The following is a 22,970-nucleotide window of genomic DNA, read 5'->3' on the forward strand; positions in this document are numbered from 1 at the left end:
TTTTGCCATCATCAAAGCTGGATGGGGCAAGTGATCTCTCGCTCTTCATCAACAGTTGCAAGCCAAGCCCTGTTCTCGTTTGCAAGTGTATTCCTTGCCGATGCGCGCTCAGGATGCGCTAACTGGCGCGCACTACCAGCGCTTGATTTCGAACATACTCCATTGCCCGCGTCCAAGGAATCAGCTGATCAAGCATCGCGTCGAGAGCCGACGTCGAGGTTTCGGCAGGCTTGAAGATCTCAAAATTCTCGACATCGGAGAAAATCGAGAACATCACTTGGTTTCGAACATGGGCGAGTTGGAGTTCCGAGGCGATGCCGCGGAGGTGCTCAACGGCCCGGGCGCCGCCCTTTGAGCCGTAGGAGACGAAGCCGGCGGCTTTGTTGTTAAATTCAACGTTTAGATAATCCAGAGCGTTCTTAAGCGCTCCTGTGACCGAATGGTTGTACTCGGCAACGATAAAGATATAGCCGTCAAACTCCGCGATCTTGGAGGAGAAAACCTTGGTGTGGTTGTTCTGATACTTCTGGTAGCCGGCCGGAAAGGGTTCGTCTAGAAGGGGCAGTTCGTAGTCGGCGATGTCTACGATTTCGAATTCGGCTTCGGCCCGTGGCAGTGTGTGTTCCAAAACCCACTTCGCAACTTGATCGTTGATGCGGCCCGGGCGGGTACTACCTGTGACTATGGCAATTTTGGTCACTTCGACTCCCTCGAATTTGCCCTTGGCTGCCAGCTCCACCAGGCGTTGTAAGGGACGAAGAACGGAGGTGAGCTTTTGCTGGCGGCCCGAGAGTTTCCTATTCGTCCCAAAGGTTGAGATCTTGATACACCACATTCTAGATACAACTTGCCGGGTGCCGAACCGTTCAATTGCACAAATTACCAAGAGATTTTGTATGAAAATACTAAAGTTCCCGTGTTGGCGGAATTTAGCATTCCCTTCCAACTAACGCCCTCAAGTCACGCCAAGGTTCAGGGCTGAGGCTGTAGCCCCGACCGTCGATAGAACGCGCGCCTCCTGCACGCAGGTCGGACCAGTCGCCTACTGAGACGGTCCGGCTGTCGATAGCCGGGTGAAAACTTCAACTACAGCGGGCCCTTCACTGACGTCGTTTTTGGCGTGTCCGAGGACGTCGGCGATACGGGCTGCAATTTGGTTAGCTTCCGAGGGCAAATTGAACTTGACACTGCTGATGGTTGGGCGTGCGAGTGCCGCGACGGGACTGTTATCGCCGCCTACGACGCCTAGCCGATGAGGAACCTGGATCTGCCGGGAAGCCGCTGCGCTGATGATGCCCAGAGCGGTCAGATCGTTCCACGCGGCGATTCCGAGCGGTTCAGTTGACGTGCTGATCCAAGCTTGCAAGGTCTCGGAGATGCTTTCTAGATCTTGGGGGACGGTGGCTGACATCGCACCCGCGACACCGCGGATCGAGCAAATGTCATGAAACGCTGCGACGCGTGCTGTCGTGAAGGCACGTCCGCGCGGCTCCTCGGTTGCAAGGTAAGCGACGCGGGTATAGCCCTGTCCGAGCAGATGATCGACCTGGGCGGCCACTATGGTGTCCTGCCCGATCGCCGTGTTGTGCGGCAGTCCGGGGTGGTCTAGCAGCCGTGCAGCTACTTCAGGCACACCGCCGGACTCGAGCGCCTGCGCATCGTCAGTGGTTAGCGGGTCAAATGTAACGACGCATGCACAAGAAATGCGAGAGAGCAGCTTGTGCAGCGAACCTTGCCAGTGCTCACCTTCGTAGCGGATGCACACCAGCCCATATTCGGCGACCAGACGGCCGATCTCTTCCAGTAAGAGCTCTAGCTGACCGGAAATTTCCCAATCGGGGACGAGTAGGAGCACCACATCCCCGCGGCCGCTGCGGAGTGCCCTGGCGGCGGGCGAGCCAACATAGCCGAGCCTACGCGCGGTATCCATCACGCGCTGACGTGTTGACTCGCTGACTCGTACGTCCCTGCGGTCGTTCAAGACGTAACTAACAGTCGCACGCGAAACGCCGGCTTCCTTGGCTACATCGCTCACGGTCAAAGGTATGGAACTCATTTCTACCTCCAGTTGCTTGACACGATTAACCTTAGCGCATATTTTGGTATTGACCGTGGTTGACACGATTAATCAAGGAGGATTACATGTCCAGCACTCAAACCCCAGACTCGAGCGGTACGCCAGTTGGGACAGCCTTTCCCATGACGGGGTATAAGCACCCTTGGCGGGTCGCTATCATAGCTGGCTTGGCTTCCTATGTTGATGGCGCAGCGTTGACGGTCAATGGCATCGCTTTGGTGATTTACCAGCAAACGATCGGGCTCACTGCCGATCAAGTGGGTCTGCTCACGGCAGTCGTGACTGTGGGATTGGCTCTCGGAGCGCTGGTCGGCGGCCGCCTGGGTGATCTCTTTGGCCGCCGCAAGGTCTTTATAGTGACCATGGTGGTCATCGCCGTCGGCAGCTTGGCGCCGACCTTTTCTACGGACTTCACGGTCCTACTCGTCGGCATCGCCCTGCTGGGCCTGGGCGTCGGTGCGGACCTGCCCGTGTCGCTGGCAACGATTGCCGAGGCTGCAACCGAGAAAAACCGCGGCAAGATGCTCGTCTTTACACAGGTCATGTGGATTGCTGCGTCCCTAACCGTTGTCATCATCACCACAGTGACCGGTGGTTTGGGACGGATGAGCGGTCAGATACTGTATGGTCTGATCGTTGTCGTAGCCCTTATCGGGTTGGGGCTACGACTCACCGTACCGGAATCTCCGATGTGGTTGCAGTCCCGCGAGGAACGCCGCCGGGGCATCCACACCGTCCGTGCTGAAAAAGCCCGCGTCCGTGACCTGCTGCAGCCTCCATTCCGCCGCCCGTTCATTGTCCTATCAGTGTTCTACGCTCTGGTGCTGTCCGCCAGCACTGTTCTGGGCTCTTTCACTACTTATGTGGCAGTCAACGTCGCGGGCCTGCAAATCACCGAGGTCGTGCCCTACACGATCCTGCTGTTCCCTCTGGCGTTCATCGCGTTGTTCCTCTTCATGAAATACGTTGACACCAGTATGCGGATCCCGCTGTTCCTCGTCGGCGGTCTCGTCACAGTCCTCGGTCTTCTGCTCCCTGTGTTTTTTGGCTTCACTCTGGTCACTATCCTCGGCGCTCTCCTGATCGGCTCAATCGGGCAAACCAGTTGCGGCGAACCCATTGCCAGGGTCTGGGGAAACGAATCGTTCCCCACCATGCTGCGTTCCACTGCCCAAGGTTTCGTCTTCACCTTTGGTCGTCTTACGGCCGCTGCAACCGCCGCCGTCATTCCCGCCGTCATCGCGTTCTCCCCGGGCCTGATTTACACAGTCTCCGCCATCGCTGCTCTCCTGGGCGTCGTGGTTGGGTGGATTGGATTCCGCGGAGGCCGCATAGCCAACGAGTTCCAGCACGAGCAGAAACCCGATTCCGAGTATGCAAGCCGCACCACTGCTCTATAGCCGTCCCGACCAGCTCTTCACATCCCGTCCCTAAGAAAGCGACACTGACATGCCAGTTATTCCTGCACTCAAAGCCCTCCTTGACGCCCTGCCCGCCAACGGTCTTACAGATCTGATCGACCTCCCTTCCTTGCGGGAGGCCGGGCTCGAAGGGTCCAATGCTCTGGCAGCAACCGTTGCTGAGGAACCCCTTGACGTAGCCTCGGTAGACACTGCAATGGTTCCGGTCGATGGTGGTGAAATCAAGGTCCGCATCTACCAGCCCACCGCCCCGGGACCGCACCCTGTCCACGTCTTCTACCACGGTGGAGGCTGGATGGCAGGCACCATAGAGGAAGCCTTCGTAGACAATGTGTGCCGGGAGCGGACCGCTCTGGCCGGGTACGTCACCGTCGCCGTCGAGTATCGCTTGGCTCCAGAGTTTAAGTTCCCAATCCCTCTGGAGGACTCATACGCAGCGCTGCTGTGGGCCGTCGCGCACGCCGCCGATTATGACGGCGACCCAGGAAACGTCACGATCGGCGGCGGCTCCGCAGGCGGAAACCTCTCGGCTGCCATTGCACTGAAAGCCCGAGACGAGAATGGGCCCAAAATCAGCTTCCAAATACTCGAGGTCCCGGCCCTCGACCTAACGTTATCCAGTCCCAGCGTCGAACAGTACAGCGGAGGCCAGTATCCGTTGCCGAAGGCAGAAATCGACCTGTGCGTCGGAGGGTACCTGCGATCACCCGAGGATACGACCAATCCCTACGTTTCGCCGCTATTGGCTGACGACGTCTCCGGGCTCCCGCCCGCGCTTATTATCAGTTCAGAATTCGACCCTCTGCAGATGGACGGCTCCCGCTACGCACAGCGGCTTCGGGACGCGGGGGTACCTGTGACCTTCTTCCTCGGGGAAGGCCACGTTCACGGTTCTTCCCAGTTCACCAAGCTCCTCCCCGAAGCAGCCGCCTGGCGCGACCAAGTCATCGGCGCACTGAAAGCGCATGCTGCTGACCACCGCAGCGTAAACACGTGAGCGGCCCCTCCACGATCAGGATCAGTCGCCATGCTCGCCTTTGGCGACCGGTGGATCTGAGACTTCTGGCACATCCGTGAAAACGAAGTCCATGACCTGTACTACCTGCAGACCCCTAAATCATCTGACCGAGCCCTCGACCGCAGTGGCCTTTCACGTTAGGGGAACACAGTGGCAATTATGCCTGATCTTCAACCCAGTCCTGCGTAATTAGAGATGCCGGTTACCCTCATTCGCGGGGACGGGGCACGAGAAAGCCCCACCGCGTAGGACGACTTCGCCGGCATCATCACCCGCATCGCCGTGATAAAGCCGACTGAAACCTGATAAGAAGGTCCATACTCGGCAACTTCGAACCCGGCTGCGGGCGTGTGGGTGATGGCGTTGTCATTGAACATGTCAGAGCGTTGGGGGATCGCAGGGCTGGCCGCACGGTCCTTGTAGGCAACTTGGTCATTGTTATTCACGCCGTGGAGGCGGCTCCGGCTGGTCCTGGACCAAACTACTCGCAGTGTCGTATTTTTTGTCAACAACGTTCTAAGGACCATTAGCCTGTCGTCGCCCTCCGACCCAAGACAGTTGGACCTGGATCTGCCCGTTGCTACTTTCCGGCCAGAGTCTGGCACCCATGGCCAGGAACGTCCGCCGTCCGCTTGCCCGCCGCGCTGGGATTCGCTCCTTCACCCAGGATGGGGTGAATTTGCACTGAGCGATTTGATTCCCAGCGTTAGCAACCTCGCCTTCCAGCGGCCGCGCTGGGAACCGGGACCTGCGTTCGTCTACCACGGACTCTCAGTGGGATTCATAGCCGAAGAAATCCCGCGGCCGCGCTTCGGGCGAACGTCCCCAACGGAGCATTCCAGATGACATTGCAAAGCCGCGGCTGCGCATGACGTATTGGGACAGCTAAGAACGACCCAGCTCGTGCACAGGTACGGCAAGTGCCGCCCCGGCTCGCAGCATCCCTTATCTCCGCACAAATCACTGCCATTGTTCGACAGGCTCTGCTGGCGGACAGCGAGCACTTCGAGGCTCCTCGGCGCTAAGGGCCCGACCACGAACATGGCCACCCGCGCCCCGACCGGCCCTTTTTCTTCCGCGCCGCCTTTTGCCCAGTGGACGGTGTCCGCCTACCCAACTCGTTCTCCGTTACCCCAGCCACTAAGTCGCTCTCCCACGGCAAGCCCTTCGTCGACGCCGAAAAGGGACACCTGTGACAACCGAATTGATGTCTAATTCCACACGGGGTTACCTGCCGATCAAAGACATACTGGGTGGGCACTCCCATGCTGAAAACTAACTATTCTCGCAGCGTCGATCGCCGGGTCACGGACGCAGGAGGATACGGCGCCGAGACTTACAGCGATCTTCCGATTTGGAGCTGTCATGGGTCCTGTAAGCCATTGTTCCTCAGGAACTTGCCCAGCAAACTAGCCAACTCCAACCTCTCAGACACCGTCAAACCATGAAGCATCCTCTGGAGATTCGCCTCGTGGTGCACAACCAATACATCCACCAGCGCGACGCCCTCCTGCGTAAGACTTATCAACTGTTGCCGACGGTTCTCGGGGTCGGTCTCCCGACGTATCAACCCGCGTACGAAAAGGCGATTTAGCCGGTTCGTCATGGCTGAGGGGCTGACCATGCACAAGCTTGCCAAGCTCCCAGGTGAAAGCGGTGACTTCGCGACCGATCCCCGTAGCGCTAGCAGAACGTCAAACTCCCATGTTTCCAGGCCCTGTGGCCTCAGGTCTTTTTGCACGCCCAACGAGGACAAGCGAGAGGCCCTGCTGAGTCGGTCGATAACTTCCATTGAACTTGCATCGAGGTCGGGGCGGATACTCTTCCACTGCTCGAGAATCATGTCGATACTGTCTCGGTCCATCGGCTCCCTGTCGCAATCACGGACTTTGTATACCCTGCGCCTACCCAATGTTTTGATGGAATCATTCAAGCCGTCCATGGAAACGATATATCGGGCCACGGGGACCGACGGTTGGAACTCTGGAAACAAGCGCCTCGGCGGAGTTCTCGCATCTATCCACTAGAGTCCCACTAATTCCGGTCCGAGAACAAACATTTCCCGTCAGCAAGTCACCGGTTTGAAAAGCTATGAGATCTCTCTGAAACTAGGCGCTCTCGACTGCAGACAAAAGATTGGCGAGGGCTTCATCAACGTCGAACTCAACAGCGTTGGCTTGCTGGGCGAATCCAAGGATGGTGCGCAGCGGCATGGAACCAAAGATGGGAAGCGATTCTTCGTTGGTGAGTGCGTCCGCCGACTGTCCCATGCGGATCATCGCCTGCTTCAAAACTGTAAGGCCGGCGGGGTGGCTAGCCCATTCTTGGAGTGTCGACTCTGTGTCGAGGATCGTCGATTGTTGTGGCACGTTCAGCGTGAGGACTTCGGCCAGCGGAAGATCGCGGGAGTTCGGTCCGGCGTGGATCGTGAATGTGCCGGGTTCGACGGTCCAACCGGCGGTTCCCCAGAAGGCGAACGCGCGTTCGTCCAGTTCGACGAGCAGGTTCTTTACCTCGCCGGGCTCGAGCCATACTTTCGTGAAGCCTTTGAGTTCTCTGCGAGGTCGGCTGACGGAAGCCTCGTTGTCGGTGACGTAGACCTGGACCACTTCGGCTCCGGCCCGGTTGCCGGCGTTCGTTACTGAGATCTCGACGGAGGCTTGGGCTTTTGTGTTGTCGGGAACAGTCACGGTCATGCTGATGCAGTTGAACGTGGTATAGCTGAGGCCGTAGCCGAAGGGGAACGCGACGTCCTGCTCCGTGTGGTCGTACCAGCGGTAACCGACGTAGAGGCCCTCTCCGTACCTGACGACGCCGTTTTCGCCGGGCCAGTTCACGAAGGCCGGGGTTTGGGCCAGTGAGTGCGGGATTGTCTCGGCGAGGCGCCCGCCAGGCTGCGCTGTTCCGAAAATAAGGTCCGCGGCGGCGGTCCCGGAGGCTTGACCTCCAAGCCACATTTCCAGGATGGAGGGCGCGGTTCCGATTATTCCCTGAAGGCTGACGGCACCGCCGTTGCTGAGGATGACCACGATATTCCGGTTGACGCGTGCGATTGCATCCAGCAGGTTCCGCTGGGTTTCCGGCAGCAGGATATGCGAGCGGTCGAAACCTTCTGATTCATTTTGTAGCGGCAGCCCGAGGAACATCACCACCACGCTGGACCGGGCTGCGAGAGCGATGGCCTCTGCGTGAAGTTGTTCGTTGCGGTCGCCGTCAAAGGTGAAGCCTGCCGCGAACTCAACCGTTCTGGTTGTTGCTGCCTGGATTGCTGTCAGTGCGTCATCAAGGCGGGTGGGGTTTACGTGTGAGCTTCCGGCGCCTTGGTAACGGGGTGTTCGTGCGAATTCACCGATGACGGCGATCGTGTCGCCTTCGGCGGCGGACAGCGGAAGCAGGTGTCCCTCGTTGGACAAGAGAACGGTGCCTTCCGCGGCGATTCTGCCTGCGAGGGCGTGGTGTGCGTCGAAGTCGACGACAGGGGCGGAAGTGCGGGTACTGAGGAGGTTTTCGTGAACGGTGAGGATTCGGGAAACGGCCAAATCCAGAAGAGACTCGTCCAGTACCCCGGAGTTTACCGCTTCAATGATTGCGTTGACGCTGCGATCCCCGGTGCTGGGCATTTCGAGATCGAGGCCTGCGGCGACGGCGGCTACCGGGTCACCAACGGCTCCCCAGTCAGAGACGACGTATCCGTTGAAGCCCCACTCCTTGCGGAGCATGTCAGTGAGCAGCCACGAGTTCTGTGATGCGTGTAAGCCATTGACTTTGTTGTAGGAGCACATCACGGTTGTCGGAGCTGCTTCACGGATAATGCGTTCGAACGCGGGGAAGTAGATCTCGCGGAGGGTACGTTCGTCGACCTGGGCGTCGATCCGCATCCGATCGGTTTCCTGGTTGTTGGCCGCGAAGTGTTTGAGCGAGGTGCCGACGCCTTGGGACTGCACTCCCCGCACGAACGCGGCCCCCATGACCCCGGCGTGGAAAGGGTCTTCGGAGAAGTATTCAAAGTTGCGGCCGCATAGGGGTGAACGTTTGATGTTTACGCCCGGGCCCAGGAGGATGTCGACGCCGAGGGCGCGACTTTCGTGCGCAAGGGCTTCACCCATTTCTGCGAGGAGTTCCGGATTCCACGTGGAGCCGGTCGAGCTGGCCGTGGGGAAGCATGTGGCTGGTTCGCTGGCATTCAGGCCCAAGTGGTCGGCGGACTGCCGCTGCATCCGGACTCCGTGTGGGCCGTCCGTCATGGTGACAGCAGGAATGCTCAGCCGTTCAACCGGGCGGGTGCTCCAGAACGCGGCACCGGAAACGAGCCCAGCCTTTTCTTCGAGTGTCATCTCCGCGATGAGCTGGTGCATGGTAACTCCTTCTTGCAGGCATCGCCTTAAGGGGATGGCCCGGTTGAAATTAATCGTTGTTGTGTATCAGATGCCTGTTGTTGACAGCGCGTTTTTGAGGTCGTTCTCGAGTTCGGTCGAGACGCCGGGGACGTGTTCGAGGAGTATGTTCAGGGACATTGCGGCAGCTTCGGGGGCGGAGGCATCGAGTGGAATGCCGGGGAAGTACCGCTGCAGTACGGTCATGACGGCCTGCCACGTTGCCTCGTTTTTGGCCAGGTCCCTGATGGGAGAATCCATAGTCACCTCGGTGAGGGCCCCGTATTCGGAGGGTGCCGGGTATCGCCAGCTGTGACGGCCCTCGTCAACGGTGAGTTCTCCCTCATGAGGATGGAAGGGGAGTACGACGTCGGCTTGAGTGCCCTGCGGAATGGTGGCCTCCACGCAGATTTCGCCGCCCTGGATCTCCCAAGATACTTCGATCCGTCCGTGCTGTGTGTCGTGTGCGGCGCGGGCCCGGGTGAGCCCTCCGCCGGGCTGCGGGGCGATGCGGATCCGTTTGTATCCGGGTTCGGTGCGTTGCAGCCCGCCCACAACCCTGTGCAGCCAGTCGGCCACGGCGCCTAGCGCGTAGTGGTTCAGGGAGGTCATTCCAGTGGCGTTGATGGTTCCGTCGGGGAGGACGGAGTCCCATCGTTCCCAAATGGTGGTGGCTCCCATAGTTACGGGGTACAGGAAGGAAGGGCAGTCTTCTTCGAGGAGGAGCCGGTAGGCGGTATCGGTGTGCCCGGTGGTGCTGAGCGCGTCGGTGACAAGGGGTGTTCCCGCGAACCCGGTTGATATCCGGTATCCGCGTTGGGCGACGATTTCTGCCAGGCGGCTGCCCGCCTTGTGTAGCTGGTCAGTATCGAGGATGTCGAAGGTGATGGCGAGGGCGTAGGCCGTCGCGGTCTCGGTGACCAGGCGGCCGGCGGAGGTGACGTATTCATGTCGGAATGCATTGCGCACACGCGTGGCCAGGGCGAAGAATTCGGCTGCGTCCTGGTCGTGGCCCAGCAGTTGCGCGGTGGCGGCCATTTCGCGGGTCGATTTGCAGAGGAACGCTGCAGCGACCAGGTGGCGGTCGGTCTTCGCTGCGGCTGGGTTGCTTATTGGGGCGTCGGGGTCCAGCCAATCACCAAACTGGAACCCTGAGCTCCACAGTCCTGCTTCATCGAGCAACGCCGCTACTTGTCGGATGAAGGTGGTCATCGATGAGTAGCTGCTGCGGAGGATGTCGGGGTCGCCGTACTCCTGGTAGAGCGTCCACGGAAGGCTGACTGCGACGTCGCTCCATAAAGCGGTAGGTGTGGATGGCTGGGACAGTGCGTCGGGGACCACCCAGGGGACATAGCCTTTTTCCCGTTGTTCCGCGGCCAGGTCCTGAAGCCAGGAACCGAGCACTCCGCGAACGTCGTAGAGATATGCTGCTGTGGGGGCGAACGCGTTGATGTCACCGGTCCACCCAAGTCTCTCGTCCCGCTGGGGACAGTCCGTCGGCACGCCAACGAAGTTGTCCCGCATGGACCAGATGACGTTGGAGTGCAGCTGGTTCACCAGGGGGTTCGAGGTTTCGAACCAGCCGGTGCGGACCATGTCACTGTGGACGACGACGGCGCTGATGGCATCAGCGGTTAGCTCACCGGGCCATCCGTCGAGTTGGGCGTAACGGAAACCGTGGAACGTGAAGCGCGGTTCCCACGTCTCGGTTGAACCGCCGCGCAGGATGTACCGGTCGGTCGCCTCGGCCGTGCGGTTCGTTTCGGTTTCGAGCTCGCCGCCGGGAGTGAGGATCTCCGCGTGGCGGATCGTGACCTCACGTCCTGCCTCGCCGTCGACGGTGAGTCGCACCCAACCGGAGATGTTTTGGCCGAAGTCAACAATGACTTTCCCGGAGGGGCTGGTCAGGATCGCCGCGGGAGCGAGTTCTTCGATGCGACGGATCGGCGGGGCCGTCGGGATCGCAAGGGTGTTGAGGTCCCAAGCAACAGTGCGAGCATGGGTCCACGCGGTGTCATCGAAACCGGGTTCACTCCACCCGGCCGGTTCCAGTTGTGCGTCGTAGGTCTCGCCGTCGTAGATGCTGTTCGCCAGCACCGCTCCGGTGCCAACGCGGAAGGCCTCGTCGGTGCCGATAACCACTGTGTGGTCGCCGTAGTCCAGCTCAAGTTCAAGGAACAGCGCTGGCTGCTCGGCATAAAGTTGGCGTTGCCATTCCCATCCGAGCCGCCCCACGGCCCAGCCCTCGCCCACGATCGCACCTACTGTGTTAGGCCCGGGGTGGATTTCGGGGGTGACGTCGATGGTCGTGACCATCACGCGGTGGCGGTAGGAAGTCCACCCAGGGGAGAGCATTTCCTCTCCTACCCGGGAGCCGTTGAGGTAGGGCTCAACGATTCCTAATGCGGTCACCGAAAGTGTTGCTCGTACCAACCCTTCCTCAGCCATGAACTCACGGCGAAAGTACGGCGCCTGATTGGGCAGGGTGGCAGGCGCGCAAATGAACGCACCGTCTCCGCGCCTGGTGAATTGCGGGGTGGACGTCTCGGCTAGTGCGGTGGTGCTCATGCGACGGGGACCACGTCTTTCTGTGCTTCGGTATCGAATTCGTCGTGACGGTCGCGGGTCCGGAACACCTTCCACGCGATCCCGCAGCCGGCGGCGATGACAATCGCCAGGAACAGGTAGAAGAGGTTCGGGCTCAGTGCCACCAGCAGTGGAGTAACGGTGGCCAGGAGAGCGGCGAACAGTCGTGCGACGGCGATGATGGTGCCCTGGGCGGTGGTGCGCAGCAGGGTGGGGAACTGCTCCTGGGTCCAGACCTTCATGATTCCCTCGGAAGCGAAGGAACTGCCCACAAGTCCTATGAGGCCGGCAATGATCGCCGTCGTCAGGCTGATGCCGAAGACGACGTAGACCAACTGGGAGGCAACCCAGCAGATAGCACCAACTTTGAAGTAGGTGAACCGCTTGGAGGAGTCAGCGATCTTCATGAACCAGAGTGCACCGACGATGCCCAGAGGAATGAAAGGCAGGCCGATCAGAGTCGCGGTTTGCAGGTCTACGCCGCCAGCGTTGACCAGCAGGTAGGAGCCGAACTGGCCGCCGGTGTTCGCGGCGAGGTTAGTGAGAGCGTAGAAGCCAAGCAGTGTCAGGAACGGGGTGCGGTAGGAGCCCCGCAGCAGGTCCTTGACCGAAGCACGGTCCGCACGGATGGTCTTGATGCCCCGGCGGCGTTCATCGCGGGCGATCAGCCAGGTGCTGGACTCGGGGATGGTCAACCGGCCGATCAGGACTAGTACGGCCACGATGGCGATGTGGAAGAACAGGATCTGCGCGCCTAGTTTTCCCAGGCTGGCGACGCCTGCGCTGAGGAAGGAACACGCGATGATGCCCGCTGCCCACAACAAATGGGAAAACCCGATGAGCTTCCCGCGGTTCTCATCCGATGCTGCCTCGGAAATCGTGGACAACGACACCGGCAGGTCCGCTCCGGTACCAAGACCCAGCAGAAGAGCCGCAGTCATGATCACAGGGAAAGAACCAGCGAACGCAAGAGCCAGCGCAGCCGCGATGATGAGGACCATCGTGACGGTGAAGACCGGTCTGCGTCCGAAACGGTCACCCATCCGTCCGCCGATGATGGCGCCGAACGCAATGCCGAGCGTAAGACCGCCGGAGGCCAGACCGATCTCGCCCGGGGTCAGGCCCAGGACGGCTTGGTAGAGGACCATGGCGGTTCCGAAGCTAACGATCGCGGCAGCATCGATGTACGAAGCCATTCCCGAAACAACCGCTGTCCACCAGGGGCGGGTAGCGCGATCCGAAGTGAGTTGAGGCACTAGCTTCTCCTTTGAAGATGAGGGATCGGAAGACCGATATGCGCCGCGTCATTGAAACGAATCATTTTTGCGACTTATGTCACTGTAAACCATGATTGTCCTGAAGACAATCATTTCTTTGGCGCGCCCTGTGTGCATAATGAGTTCATGGCCAGGAGACCGCAAGAGAGCGTTGACTTACGGGACGTTGAAATTAGTTCGGCGCCCCTTCTTCACGGCAGGGGTGTCGATTTCTCGGTTGCCCTGCAGGCGCTCGTCACGGCTATGAACTCCACCGCAGTGCGTGAAGGAATCATGGTCCAAAGCGGGTTCCCCCTGCCGGAGGATATGCCCGCGTTCTTGCTGCTGAACCAGCTGATCTACCGCACGACCGCACGTCCCACCGACATGGCGGATGCCATTGGTACGGGCAGGTCGAACGTCAGCAAGATAGTCCGTCGGCTCGAGATAGCAGGACTTGTCGGGCGCATGCCGGACCCCGAAGACGGTAGGCAAAGCGTAGTGGGGCTTACCCCCGCAGGACGGGAAGTCGCCAAGCGCATTGTCGCGGTCTCGAGCCAAGCCTACGAAGCAATCTTCCAGGACTGGAACGACGGAGACTTCGAACTGCTCGAAACTCTCGTCGTGCGACTCGTTGCAAGCATCGATGACCGCCTCGACCACGCCATCGAACGCACTTCCGGGGTCCAGATTCCCAGGCCTGCACGCCCTTCGACGGAGCACCACGCGATGGCACCCCACGGCTGAACGCGGCAACACCATACAGCAACCGGCTCGGGACGGAGGGCCGCACGCAACGACGCATCAGAACCGGACCCCTGCCCACGTTCATCATCGTTTGTTGGTGACTGCGTGCCCCTACACACGCAGCGCGGAGACTACAGCGTCGTCTTTTCCCGACCGTGCATCGTGGCCGTGGGGGCACAGTTGAGGACAACGGAACGGTGCGTCTGCTGATGCGATCGGGGCTTTGGCGCCGGCGTCGTTGAGGACTGCTCTGGCTTCGTCGGCGGTAAGCGTGACGTCAAGAGGGTCACGACCTCGCCGACTATCAAGATCGCGTGGTAATAGACGATCCATGCCCAGCCATTCTGGCGAGAATGTCGACGACCGTCGGCCGTGATCCCACGGGAGCTCAGGCCCCCCACAACGCTGTTAGCCGCCTCATCGAATTCCACGAACGTCAGTCGCTTCTACTGGGGCACTTCAGTGCGAGCCGGGGAAGCATCTGGCCGGGCCCGTCAAGGAGTGGGAATGCACTCGTAACGGGTGTTGATGGATGCCAGACCGCAACCATTTTGTTGTGGTTCGTGGCCTAATGACGCCTCTTGCCTCTAAAGGACCCTGGGTGCTTGGGCGCCGCTCCGGGCGGGGGGAGTCTGGCTAAAGACACTCACGAAGAGCCCGCGAGAGCAGCTCCGCCCTTAAGTCGGTCTGCAGTCCTGCCTGGACCGTTTGGTAGGCGAACCCGAGTCGGTGTTTCGGGCTGGCGAAGGCCAGCTGGCCGCCGGCTCCATCGTGCCCGAAGCTGCCAGGTCCGGCCATGCCGCGACGTCGCGAGTGGAGCATGAATCCGGTGCCCCAGATATTGCCCTCGTCGGCCCCGTAGAACGGTTGTCCCTGCGAGAGCGGCCGGGTTGCCCGGTCAATGGAATCATCCTCCAGCAGGCGGGTTCCGTCGACATCAGCGACCGTGGCACCATACAGGCGAGCCAGATCCCGGGCGGTGGACACGAGGTTCGCCCCGGGGCTTTCACTCCCCAAAAATACATCCCCGTTAGCACCATTGAAGAAGTCTGCCTCGTAAGCACCGGACATGGTCATCGCCTTCTCAGCCACGACCAGTTCGTCCGGAGGATAGGGAACAGCTCCTTCCACCACCGGAGGGATGATCGGCGCGAAATCGGGACTGTTACCGTCGGCACCAAAAGTCATCGTCAGGCCCAAGGGCGCTGTGACGTATTTTTCGAGCCATTCGGAGGGCTTCAGGCCTGTGGTGCGTCGCAGTACTTCCCCGGCCAAAAATCCCATGGTGATGGGGTGGTAGGCGAAGGTTTCATCGGGTTGCCACTCGGGTGCCTGGGCGGCCAGAACCTCGGCCGTTGGCGTCCAGTCTTGGATGTCCGCAGGAGACAGCGGGATGGCGGGATAGACGAGCCCGGCCCTGTGGGCGAGAAGCTGCCGGACAGTAATCCGGTCTTTACCGTGGGCTGCAAATTCCGGCCAGTACTGGGCCACGGGAAGATCGAGGTCAAGGTATTGTCGCTCGGATGCCATGATGAGGCAGATAGCTGTGATGCCCTTGCTCACGGAAAAGACGACGCTGCGCGTTGCGGTTGTCCATACCGTGTCCGGTCGGGAGCGTCCTGCGAACAGGTCCACCACTTTTGCCCCGTCAACGACAACTGCGCAGGCCGCGCCGATGTCGCTATGACTTTGAAAGTTCTCTCTGAAGGCGTCCGCAACAGGGCCGAACCCCGGGGCAACGTCCCCGCTGACGTCGAGCATGAATTACCTTTCATGAAAAGGGTGGAGAAAGCTTGGAAGCTAAATGGATTTAGCGAATACTAGTCTCATGTTCTTCTTGAAATCTGTCAAGACCTGCCATCGTAGGTACGCATGACCGGCGAGAATGGAGCAATGAGTCCCCGAATTACGCTGGCCGACGTCGCCGAACGGGCGGGCGTGTCCCGGACGGCCGCTTCGCTGATCCTCAACGGGCGGGAGAACACCAGGTTGAGCGTCGACGCCCGACGGCGGGTCTTTGAAGCGGCCGAGGCCTTGAACTACAGGCCGAACCTGATGGCGCGTGGTCTGCGCATGGATAAATCCGCGACCATCGGTTTTGTTTCTGATCGCATTGCATCCACGCGCTACGCAGGGCCGATGATCCGCGGAGCCCTGAGGGCTGCTCGAGAACGGGATCACACGCTCTTCGTAACGGAGACCGAAGGCGACCTGCGGGAACAGGAACTAGCCATCGAGGCTCTGCTGGACCGCCAAGTCGACGCGCTGATCCTTGCTACGGTGACCGGAACGATCATGATGCCCGAACGTCAACTGCCTGTTCCACTCGTCGTCCTCAACGGCAGCGCGGGCCCGGGGGAGTACCGCTCGATCCTGCCCGATGAGGAAAACGGCGGACGGCAGGCTGCCAGACACCTCATCGACCTTGGCCATCGTCGCGTACACATCCTAGGCACCTCCGAACCGGAGTACTGGACTGTCCCAGTGCAGCGACGCATCGAAAGTCTCCTCTCGGAGTTTTCGAGGGCCGGGGTGGAGGTCGTTCAGGTGGCCCTCGACCGACCTGTATGGGACTTCGAGACGGGCCTGGATACCGCGAGCCGGGCGGTCGAGGAGCACGGACCGGTCACCGCCGTGGTCGCGCTCAACGACACCCTCGCGGCGGGGGCCTACGAAGGCTTCCGCCAGGAGGGCCTCATGATTCCCGACGATGTTTCCATCGTCTCCTTCGATGACGACGACATCGTCTCGGTTCTGAGGCCGCAGCTGACGACCGTGGCCCTCCCCTTCGAGGCCATGGGTCGCCGGGCCGTGGAGATCGCCCTCGACGTGCAGGCAGCAGCGGCCGGCGAGCACCTCGAGCAAATGCACCTTCGGCACCGGGACTCAACCCGGCGAGCCATCACCCCCTAATTCAGGGAAATTACCTCAGGGGCTTGACAGTGACCTAAAGCACGTGTCATCTTTTTGCTAAATCCATTTAGCCCGGCAGTGGTGCCGGGTATGGGATTCCAACGGAGGATGAAAATGGACGAAGTGCAAGTGAACGGTGCCGACGAAACCGTATCCACACGATCCAGCTCACGGGCCACGTCGCCAGTGGACAAGACCACAAATCAGCGGTTAAGCGCCCGAATCAGGTCCTTCTTTGCAGGAGGATCCCCGGGGCGCGTAGAAGGAACCCTGAAGCCGACACCTGCACGCCGGGGCACAGTGCTTGCAGCTGGTGTGATGGTGCTTGGTATCGCGGTAACGGGCTGCTCCACCAGCGGAGGTGGCACGACTACGACGACAGGAAAGCCGTACGACGCCGATACCGTCACCTTCGCCACGTCGGTGGTCCCGCCGTCGCTGAACCCCGCAATTGGTGATCCGGCCTACTCGCCTTTGTACCAGTGGGCCTATGACCCCCTGGTCATCATGAAAGGCGACGGCACGTTCACTGCCGGGCTGGCTGAGAAGTGGGGCTACGTCGGCGAGGGCAACAAGTCCTACGAGCTCACGCTTCGTCAGGACCTTACGTTCAGCGATGGCACAGCTCTGGATGCCGCGGCACTGAAGAAGAACCTCGACTATCTGCGCGCCCAGACCCTCGGAACCCCGTCGACCTTGTTGGCGTCGGTGCAGACCGTCGAGGTCATGGACCCTTTGACGGTCCGCCTGACCCTGTCCCGCCCTGATCCGGGGCTGACCTTCTACTTCGCTCAGGCCTTCGGCGCGGGCTACCTGATTAGCCCGGCGTCCCTGGATAATCCTGCCTCGCTTGACACGGCCACAGCCGGGGCTGGCCCGTACATGCTCGACGCCGCCCAGACAGTCGCCGGGGATCACTACACGTTCGTGAAGAACCCCAAATACTGGAGCCCGGAGCGTCAGCACTTCAACACCGTGACAGTGCGCGTGATCGCAAACCCGTCGTCCACGGTGCAGGCAATGCAGGCCGGTCAGGTCCAGGCCGCTCTCGGTGACGCTACGACCCTTCCGGCAGCCCGCGCTGCAGGGCTGCAGGTCGTCGCACCGCCCCAGGCCCTGTCAGGAATCAATCTCGCCGACCGGGAGGGGAAAGTCTCCAAGCCGCTGAGTGATGTCAGGGTCCGGCAGGCCCTGAATATGGCCGTGGACCGCAAGGCGATCGCGAAGGCGCTCTACGGTTCCGAGGACCTTGCGCTCTCGCAGTACGCTCTGGATGGCCAAGCGGCCTACGACAAGGACTTCAACGAGAAGTACAAATACGATCCCGACGCCGCGAAGGCTCTGCTCGCGGAAGCCGGTTACAAGGACGGGTTCACGTTGCCGGTTCTTACGACCTCGCTCGCGGGACTCGACAAACTGACCCAGGCAGTCGGCGGGCAGCTTGAGCAGGTCGGCGTCAAACTTGAGCTCACCACTCAAGCATCCGCTCCGGACTACTTCACGGCGATGGTTTCAGGGAAATACCCGGCAGCGGTCATCGGATACGGGCTGGCAGATATGAACACGCTTTACTCAGGTTTCGTTAACCCTGCCGGGCCCTTCAATTGGTTCAAGACGGTCGATCCCAAGCTCGATGAACTTTACAACCAGTACCGCGTCGCTGATGAAAAGTCAGGTGCCGCGCTGCAGCAGCAGATCAATGAACGGCTTATGGACCAAGCATGGACCATCCCGGTCGTCGGCGCTCCGCTGAGCTACTACCTCGCCTCTGGTCTGACCGGTTTCGATGCAACATCCGCGAACGCCGGAGTCCCGCTGGTCACCGACCTGCGCCCCACCGAATAAGAAAGTCACTGACCCGTGCTTAGGTTGATCCTGCGCCGATTGGCGCTGTCGATTCCATTGGCGCTCATCGCGTCCATGATCTCGTTTGTCCTCATCCCGTTTCTTCCCGGCGACGCGGCCAGGGCCCTGCTTGGACCCAACGCCACCGCGGCCCAGCTTGCTGCAGCGCGGGAAGAACTGGGGCTAAACCTCCCACTGTGGCAGCAGTACTGGAACTGGCTGACAGGCGCGCTTCACGGAGACCTGGGAACGTCGTTGATCAGTCGGCAGCCGGTGACGGAACTTCTTAATGCACGGCTTGAGCCCTCCCTGTCCCTGATCGTCGGGGCCACACTCGTGGCCTCGGTGATCGGGATAGCGATGGGCATCCGCGCAGCACGCCGCGGAGCCCTCGGACGTATCGTTGACTCCTCCTCGATTCTCGCCCTGGCCATCCCGGACTTCTGGCTGGGCCTGGTGTTGGTCGTCATCTTCGCCGTGCAACTCAGGCTCCTGCCACCGACCGGGTACGTCTCGCTCACCGATGATCCCGGACTCTGGGCCCAATCGCTCATCCTTCCGATCATCACGTTGTCCCTCCCTGCACTGTCACGCATCGCTAAACAGACCCGGGACTCGATGGCAACGGCCCTGGACGGAACCTATGTGCGCACCCTGCGCGCGGCCGCAGTCAAAGAAAGCTCCATCATCTACCGGCACGCCCTGCGCAACGCAGCAGTGCCGATCCTGACGGTCATCGGACTTGTCTTCGTGGGAGCCCTCGGCGGCACCGTGGCCATCGAAACCATCTTTGCCATCCCCGGGCTGGGCAGCACCGCGGTGCAGGCCACCGCCTCCCGCGATCTGCCCCTGATCCAAGGGGTGGTCGTCTACTTCACGCTCATCACGATTGTCGTCAACCTGATTGTCGACCTCGCGTACGGCTACTTCAACCCACGTGTGAGAGTTCAATGACAGCGACAACACCCACCCAATCAAACCATTCCCCATCCGGCGGAGCACCCAAGCGCCCATCCTGGCTGGGTCGAGCCTGGAAAGGCCAACCCCTTGGGGTGATCGCCAGCTTATTCATTCTGCTGGTCGTGATACTCGGTGTACTCGCGCCAGTGATCGCCCCCTTCCCGGCAGGGAAGCAGGACCTGCTGGTAACCCTCACCGGTCCCAGCAGCACCCACTGGCTAGGCGCGGACACGCTGGGCCGTGACATCCTGAGCAGGCTCCTCTACGCGACTGTTCCGTCCCTCGGGTACGCCCTGGTCGCGCTGGCGGTCTTCCTTCTCCTGGGAGTTCCGCTTGGCATCATCGCCGGTTACCGGGGCGGACGTATCGACAGCATCATCAGCCGCGTCGCTGAGATTGCCATGTCCATCCCGGCCGTCATCATCTTGCTGGTCGTCCTGGCAGTCTTTTCGTCCAACCCCGTAGCGGCAATGACCACCCTGGGTGTCCTGGGTTCACCGGGCTTAATCCGCGTCGTGCGGGGCGTGACCTTGGTGGTCAGGGAAGAAGCGTTCGTCACCGCCGCCACCGTCGCCGGCGTGAAACCGGTGAACATCATGGCCACGCACCTCGTGCGCCGCGCCTTGGGCTCCATCCTCGTCCAGGCTTCGGTGTTCATCGGCGCCGCCTTGGTGGTCCAGGCCGCGTTGGCCTTTCTGGGACTGCTTTCCGATGGAGACCGGCCTACCTGGGGTGGGATGATCGGTGAAGCATCCACGGTCATCTCGCTCACCTCGTGGCCGCTGGTGCCACCCGGTCTGATCATCATCCTCACCGTCATGGCGTTCGGGCTCCTCGGTGACGCTATCCGGGACGCCACGTCCGATGAGTCATCAACGACCGTTCGCCGCCGTCGCCGAACCGCTACCGTTGTCCCGGCCACCGAGAAGCTGGACCTCCACACCGAAGGTCATCTTCTACAGGTCCACAACCTGCAGGTGTCACTCGCCAATGAGGTGAGGCTCGTCGACGATGCGACCTTCATCGTGGGCCAAGGGGAAATCGTCGCCGTCGTCGGCGAATCGGGCTGCGGCAAATCGGTGACAGCCCTTGCTACCCTCGGGTTGCTGCCGCCCGGACTGCACGTCGGCGGGGGCAGCGTCGTCTTCGACGGCGTCGATCTTCTGGCAGGAGGCCCGCAGGCCTACGCCGCGGTCCGAGGACGAGGCATTGGTTACGTCGCCCAGGATGCGCTCGGAAGCCTCGATCCCACGCACACGATCGAGAGCCACCTGCGCGAGGTGATCCTCCGGCACGAGAAGCTGTCGTCGCCGAAGCTCAAGGAACGCACCCAAGAGCTGCTGCAGCAGGTGCAGATCACCGACCCAGGACGGGTACTCAAGCTCTACCCGCATGAGATCTCCGGTGGAATGGCGCAACGGGTCAACATCGCCCTCGCGCTGGCCGGCCGCCCCCGATTGATCATCGCTGATGAACCCACCACCGCTCTTGATGTCACTGTGCAGGCGGAAATTCTCCACCTTCTTCGTGATTTGCAGCGGTCTACCCAAATGAGCGTGCTCATCATCACCCACAACTGGGGCGTCGTCGCTGACATCGCTGATCGGGCAGTGGTCATGTACGCCGGCGAGGTCGTGGAAATGGGCGACGTGTACACCGTGTTCAAGGCGCCCAGTTTTCCTTACACCGCGGCCCTGCTGGCCGCGGACCCCAGCGTGTCTCCGCTCGGGGAACGACTGGAAACAATTCCGGGACGTGTACCCGCTCCCGGAAACTGGCCCACCGGATGCCGCTTCGCCGGCCGCTGCCCCTTCGCCATCGATGCGTGCGTGGATGGGCCTCTGCCACTGCGTATCGTCCCGTCAGGCTCTGTCACCCGTTGCATCCGTGCCGAAGAACTTGCCAGCGAAGGAGTGTTGGACCGATGAACCAGACCACGCCTCCGGTGCTCGTCGCCGAGAACATCACTGTCCAGTACCGTCGTGGACGCCTGAACTTCACAGCACTCGACAACGTCAGTGTACGCATTCCCCGCGGCACCACTGTCGGACTGGTCGGGGAATCCGGCTCAGGAAAATCAACGCTCGCCAAAGCCATCCTCGGACTCGTGCCCATCACCACCGGCCGTGTGGAACTGCTCGGCCGGGACATCACCCACCTGGCCGGTAAAGACCGACGGAGGCTTGGTAGATCCATGCAGGCGGTCTTCCAGGACCCGAACACCTCTCTGAACCCATCTTTCACCATCCGCCGTAGCCTGATTGAGCCCTTGAAGGCGCAGAACATGCTGGGCGAGGTAGACGTAAACGCCCGTGTGGCCGAAGTCCTAACCGCTGTAGGCATGGAACCTGACGCCGGCTCCCGGCGTCCCCGCCAGTTCTCCGGTGGCCAGCGGCAGCGCATCTCCATCGCACGGGCGCTGATCACCAACCCTGAAATCGTCGTCTGCGACGAAGCCGTGAGTGCGCTGGATCTTTCCGTGCAAGCCCAGGTGCTCAACCTACTCTCCGACCTACAGCGTGAGCGTGGCCTGAGCTACCTGTTCATCAGCCACGACATGTCGGTGGTCAAACACATCTGCCACGAAGTCACCGTGCTCTACCGGGGCGCCATCAAAGAATCAGGGCCAACCCAACTGGTCACCACCGCGCCGGCGGACCCTTACACGAAGGCTCTCCTGATGGCCGCACCAATCGCTGACCCGCACCGCCAGCGGCAGCGTCAACGCCCAACCTCATCCGCTGCGGCTTCTTAGCCAACACCTCCGCAAAAAACCTACCGAATCACGAAGGACTCTCTCATGCCCGTCATTCCCGCTCTTAAAGCCCTGCTCGGCAGTATTCCGAAACAAGCATCACTCAAGGAAATGAGCCTTGAGGGCCAGCGGCAGGCCGGCAACGACGGCGCCACGGCCCTGGCTGCCGCCGTTGCCGAAGAACCCCGCGAGGTAGGCACCATCACCGAGGCCTTGGTAGAGGTCGACGGCGGCCACATTACTGTGCGCATTTACCAACCGAAACACTCTGGGCCGCACCCTATCCACCTCTACTACCATGGCGGTGGTTGGATGTTCGGCACAATTGATGATCCCTTTGTAGATATCGTGTGCCGTGAACGGACCGCTCTGGCCGGCTTTGTGAGCGTCGCCGTCGAATACCGCCTGGCGCCCGAACACAAGTTCCCTGGCCCGTTGAACGACTCCTACGCCGCGCTGGAATGGATTGTCGAGCACGCCGCAGACTTCGATGCCGATCCCACCCGTGTCACCGTCGGCGGCGGATCGGCGGGCGCGAACCTCGCCGCCGCTATTACGCTGAAGGCCCGAAACGAAAACGGCCCTGCGATCACCTTCCAGCTCTTGGAGGTTCCCGCTTTGGATCTGACCGCGAGCAGCCCCTCGGTCGAGAAGTACGGGACGGGGGAGTACCCGCTGTCCCGGGCCGAGCTGCAAGTCTGTCTCGATGGCTATCTTCCCGCCCCCGAGGACGCGACGAATGAGTACGCCTCCCCGCTGCTGGCACAGGACTTGTCCGGACTGCCGCCTGCCCACATCATGACCTCCGAGTTCGACCCGCTGCAAGATGACGGAGCGCGCTACGCCGAGAAGCTCAACGCAGCAGGCAGCAAAGCGACCCTCACGATGGGTGCCGGCCATGTCCACGGGTCCTCGCAGTTCACCAAGCTGCTCCCGGAAGCCGCCGCCTGGCGGGATGAGGCCATTGCCCAGCTGATCGAGCACGCAGACCGCCACGCGGTCACCGGCGCGTAATACTG

The 22,970-nt window shown here is 61.1% G+C and carries 17 protein-coding genes; 9 read left to right on the forward strand and 8 right to left on the reverse strand.

What is annotated here, in order from left to right; genetic code table 11:
- Nucleotides 1–118: 118 nt before the first annotated feature.
- Both ACNAOT_RS09835 and ACNAOT_RS09840 read right to left on the reverse strand, forming a co-directional pair.
- On the reverse strand, nucleotides 119–700 hold the full coding sequence (locus ACNAOT_RS09835) for an NADPH-dependent FMN reductase (RefSeq protein ID WP_420180880.1): 582 nt from the start codon (nucleotides 698–700) through the stop codon (nucleotides 119–121).
- 342 nt (nucleotides 701–1,042) lie between these two features.
- Nucleotides 1,043–2,056 carry a LacI family DNA-binding transcriptional regulator gene (locus ACNAOT_RS09840; protein ID WP_420180881.1) on the reverse strand — a complete coding sequence of 338 codons (1,014 nt, stop codon included), beginning with the start codon at nucleotides 2,054–2,056 and terminating at the stop codon, nucleotides 1,043–1,045.
- Nucleotides 2,057–2,244: 188 nt separating this feature from the next.
- Between ACNAOT_RS09840 and ACNAOT_RS09845 the strand changes: the two genes are divergently transcribed.
- Nucleotides 2,245–3,477, forward strand: a complete 1,233-nt coding sequence (locus ACNAOT_RS09845) for an MFS transporter (protein ID WP_159734631.1) — start codon at nucleotides 2,245–2,247, stop codon at nucleotides 3,475–3,477.
- 49 nt (nucleotides 3,478–3,526) lie between these two features.
- A complete protein-coding gene (locus ACNAOT_RS09850) occupies nucleotides 3,527–4,495 on the forward strand; it encodes an alpha/beta hydrolase (protein ID WP_159734630.1) in 969 nt (322 codons plus the stop codon).
- A gap of 191 nt (nucleotides 4,496–4,686) precedes the next feature.
- Here the strand turns inward: ACNAOT_RS09850 and ACNAOT_RS09855 are convergent, their stop codons facing one another.
- From ACNAOT_RS09855 to ACNAOT_RS09875, 5 genes are all read right to left on the reverse strand, one after another.
- Nucleotides 4,687–4,962, reverse strand: a complete 276-nt coding sequence (locus ACNAOT_RS09855) for a hypothetical protein (protein WP_159734629.1) — start codon at nucleotides 4,960–4,962, stop codon at nucleotides 4,687–4,689.
- 917 nt (nucleotides 4,963–5,879) lie between these two features.
- The gene (locus tag ACNAOT_RS09860) at nucleotides 5,880–6,458 is read right to left on the reverse strand and encodes a MarR family winged helix-turn-helix transcriptional regulator (RefSeq protein ID WP_420180882.1); all 579 of its coding nucleotides are present in this window, start codon (nucleotides 6,456–6,458) and stop codon (nucleotides 5,880–5,882) included.
- Nucleotides 6,459–6,624: 166 nt separating this feature from the next.
- On the reverse strand, nucleotides 6,625–8,871 hold the full coding sequence (locus ACNAOT_RS09865; RefSeq protein WP_420180883.1) for a glycoside hydrolase family 3 C-terminal domain-containing protein: 2,247 nt from the start codon (nucleotides 8,869–8,871) through the stop codon (nucleotides 6,625–6,627).
- Between the two features lie 66 nt (nucleotides 8,872–8,937).
- Entirely contained in the window at nucleotides 8,938–11,457 is a 2,520-nt protein-coding gene (locus tag ACNAOT_RS09870) for a glycoside hydrolase family 78 protein (protein WP_159734627.1), read from the reverse strand.
- Nucleotides 11,454–12,731, reverse strand: a complete 1,278-nt coding sequence (locus tag ACNAOT_RS09875) for an MFS transporter (protein WP_420180884.1) — start codon at nucleotides 12,729–12,731, stop codon at nucleotides 11,454–11,456. Before ACNAOT_RS09875 ends, ACNAOT_RS09870 begins: the two co-directional genes overlap by 4 nt.
- Nucleotides 12,732–12,878: 147 nt before the next feature.
- Here ACNAOT_RS09875 and ACNAOT_RS09880 point away from each other — a divergent pair, with 147 nt between their 5' ends.
- Nucleotides 12,879–13,478 carry a MarR family winged helix-turn-helix transcriptional regulator gene (locus ACNAOT_RS09880; protein WP_159734625.1) on the forward strand — a complete coding sequence of 200 codons (600 nt, stop codon included), beginning with the start codon at nucleotides 12,879–12,881 and terminating at the stop codon, nucleotides 13,476–13,478.
- Between the two features lie 636 nt (nucleotides 13,479–14,114).
- Here the strand turns inward: ACNAOT_RS09880 and ACNAOT_RS09885 are convergent.
- Nucleotides 14,115–15,239, reverse strand: coding sequence for a serine hydrolase domain-containing protein (locus ACNAOT_RS09885; protein ID WP_420180885.1), 1,125 nt, complete (start codon nucleotides 15,237–15,239; stop codon nucleotides 14,115–14,117).
- 132 nt (nucleotides 15,240–15,371) lie between these two features.
- Here ACNAOT_RS09885 and ACNAOT_RS09890 point away from each other — a divergent pair, with 132 nt between their 5' ends.
- From ACNAOT_RS09890 to ACNAOT_RS09915, 6 genes are all read left to right on the forward strand, one after another.
- The gene (locus ACNAOT_RS09890; RefSeq protein WP_420180886.1) at nucleotides 15,372–16,391 is read left to right on the forward strand and encodes a LacI family DNA-binding transcriptional regulator; all 1,020 of its coding nucleotides are present in this window, start codon (nucleotides 15,372–15,374) and stop codon (nucleotides 16,389–16,391) included.
- A 114-nt stretch (nucleotides 16,392–16,505) separates the two neighbouring features.
- Entirely contained in the window at nucleotides 16,506–18,236 is a 1,731-nt protein-coding gene (locus ACNAOT_RS09895) for an ABC transporter substrate-binding protein (protein WP_420180887.1), read from the forward strand.
- A 15-nt stretch (nucleotides 18,237–18,251) separates the two neighbouring features.
- A complete protein-coding gene (locus ACNAOT_RS09900; RefSeq protein WP_420180888.1) occupies nucleotides 18,252–19,190 on the forward strand; it encodes an ABC transporter permease in 939 nt (312 codons plus the stop codon).
- Nucleotides 19,191–19,318: 128 nt separating this feature from the next.
- Nucleotides 19,319–21,124 carry a dipeptide/oligopeptide/nickel ABC transporter permease/ATP-binding protein gene (locus ACNAOT_RS09905; RefSeq protein ID WP_420180889.1) on the forward strand — a complete coding sequence of 602 codons (1,806 nt, stop codon included), beginning with the start codon at nucleotides 19,319–19,321 and terminating at the stop codon, nucleotides 21,122–21,124.
- Nucleotides 21,121–21,951, forward strand: a complete 831-nt coding sequence (locus ACNAOT_RS09910) for an ATP-binding cassette domain-containing protein (protein ID WP_420180890.1) — start codon at nucleotides 21,121–21,123, stop codon at nucleotides 21,949–21,951. The genes ACNAOT_RS09905 and ACNAOT_RS09910 overlap by 4 nt, the downstream gene beginning before the upstream one ends.
- 45 nt (nucleotides 21,952–21,996) lie before the next feature.
- Nucleotides 21,997–22,965, forward strand: a complete 969-nt coding sequence (locus tag ACNAOT_RS09915; protein WP_420180891.1) for an alpha/beta hydrolase — start codon at nucleotides 21,997–21,999, stop codon at nucleotides 22,963–22,965.
- The last annotated feature ends 5 nt before the right edge of the window (nucleotides 22,966–22,970 follow it).

Origin of the sequence: Paenarthrobacter sp. TA1.8, assembly GCF_048595705.1 — a bacterium.
In the GTDB taxonomy this organism is placed as follows: Bacteria; Actinomycetota; Actinomycetes; order Actinomycetales; family Micrococcaceae; genus Arthrobacter; species Arthrobacter nitroguajacolicus.

Bases quoted from the DNA above. Each gene is read 5' to 3' on its own strand.
- ACNAOT_RS09880 (WP_159734625.1), top strand. From the start codon at position 12,879: ATGGCCAGGAGACCGCAAGAGAGCGTTGACTTACGGGACGTTGAAATT.
- ACNAOT_RS09860 (WP_420180882.1), bottom strand. From the start codon at position 6,458: ATGGACGGCTTGAATGATTCCATCAAAACATTGGGTAGGCGCAGGGTA.
- ACNAOT_RS09870 (WP_159734627.1), bottom strand. From the start codon at position 11,457: ATGAGCACCACCGCACTAGCCGAGACGTCCACCCCGCAATTCACCAGG.
- ACNAOT_RS09895 (WP_420180887.1), top strand. From the start codon at position 16,506: ATGGACGAAGTGCAAGTGAACGGTGCCGACGAAACCGTATCCACACGA.
- ACNAOT_RS09915 (WP_420180891.1), top strand. From the start codon at position 21,997: ATGCCCGTCATTCCCGCTCTTAAAGCCCTGCTCGGCAGTATTCCGAAA.
- ACNAOT_RS09910 (WP_420180890.1), top strand. From the start codon at position 21,121: ATGAACCAGACCACGCCTCCGGTGCTCGTCGCCGAGAACATCACTGTC.
- ACNAOT_RS09885 (WP_420180885.1), bottom strand. From the start codon at position 15,239: ATGCTCGACGTCAGCGGGGACGTTGCCCCGGGGTTCGGCCCTGTTGCG.
- ACNAOT_RS09850 (WP_159734630.1), top strand. From the start codon at position 3,527: ATGCCAGTTATTCCTGCACTCAAAGCCCTCCTTGACGCCCTGCCCGCC.
- ACNAOT_RS09890 (WP_420180886.1), top strand. From the start codon at position 15,372: ATGAGTCCCCGAATTACGCTGGCCGACGTCGCCGAACGGGCGGGCGTG.
- ACNAOT_RS09865 (WP_420180883.1), bottom strand. From the start codon at position 8,871: ATGCACCAGCTCATCGCGGAGATGACACTCGAAGAAAAGGCTGGGCTC.
- ACNAOT_RS09840 (WP_420180881.1), bottom strand. From the start codon at position 2,056: ATGAGTTCCATACCTTTGACCGTGAGCGATGTAGCCAAGGAAGCCGGC.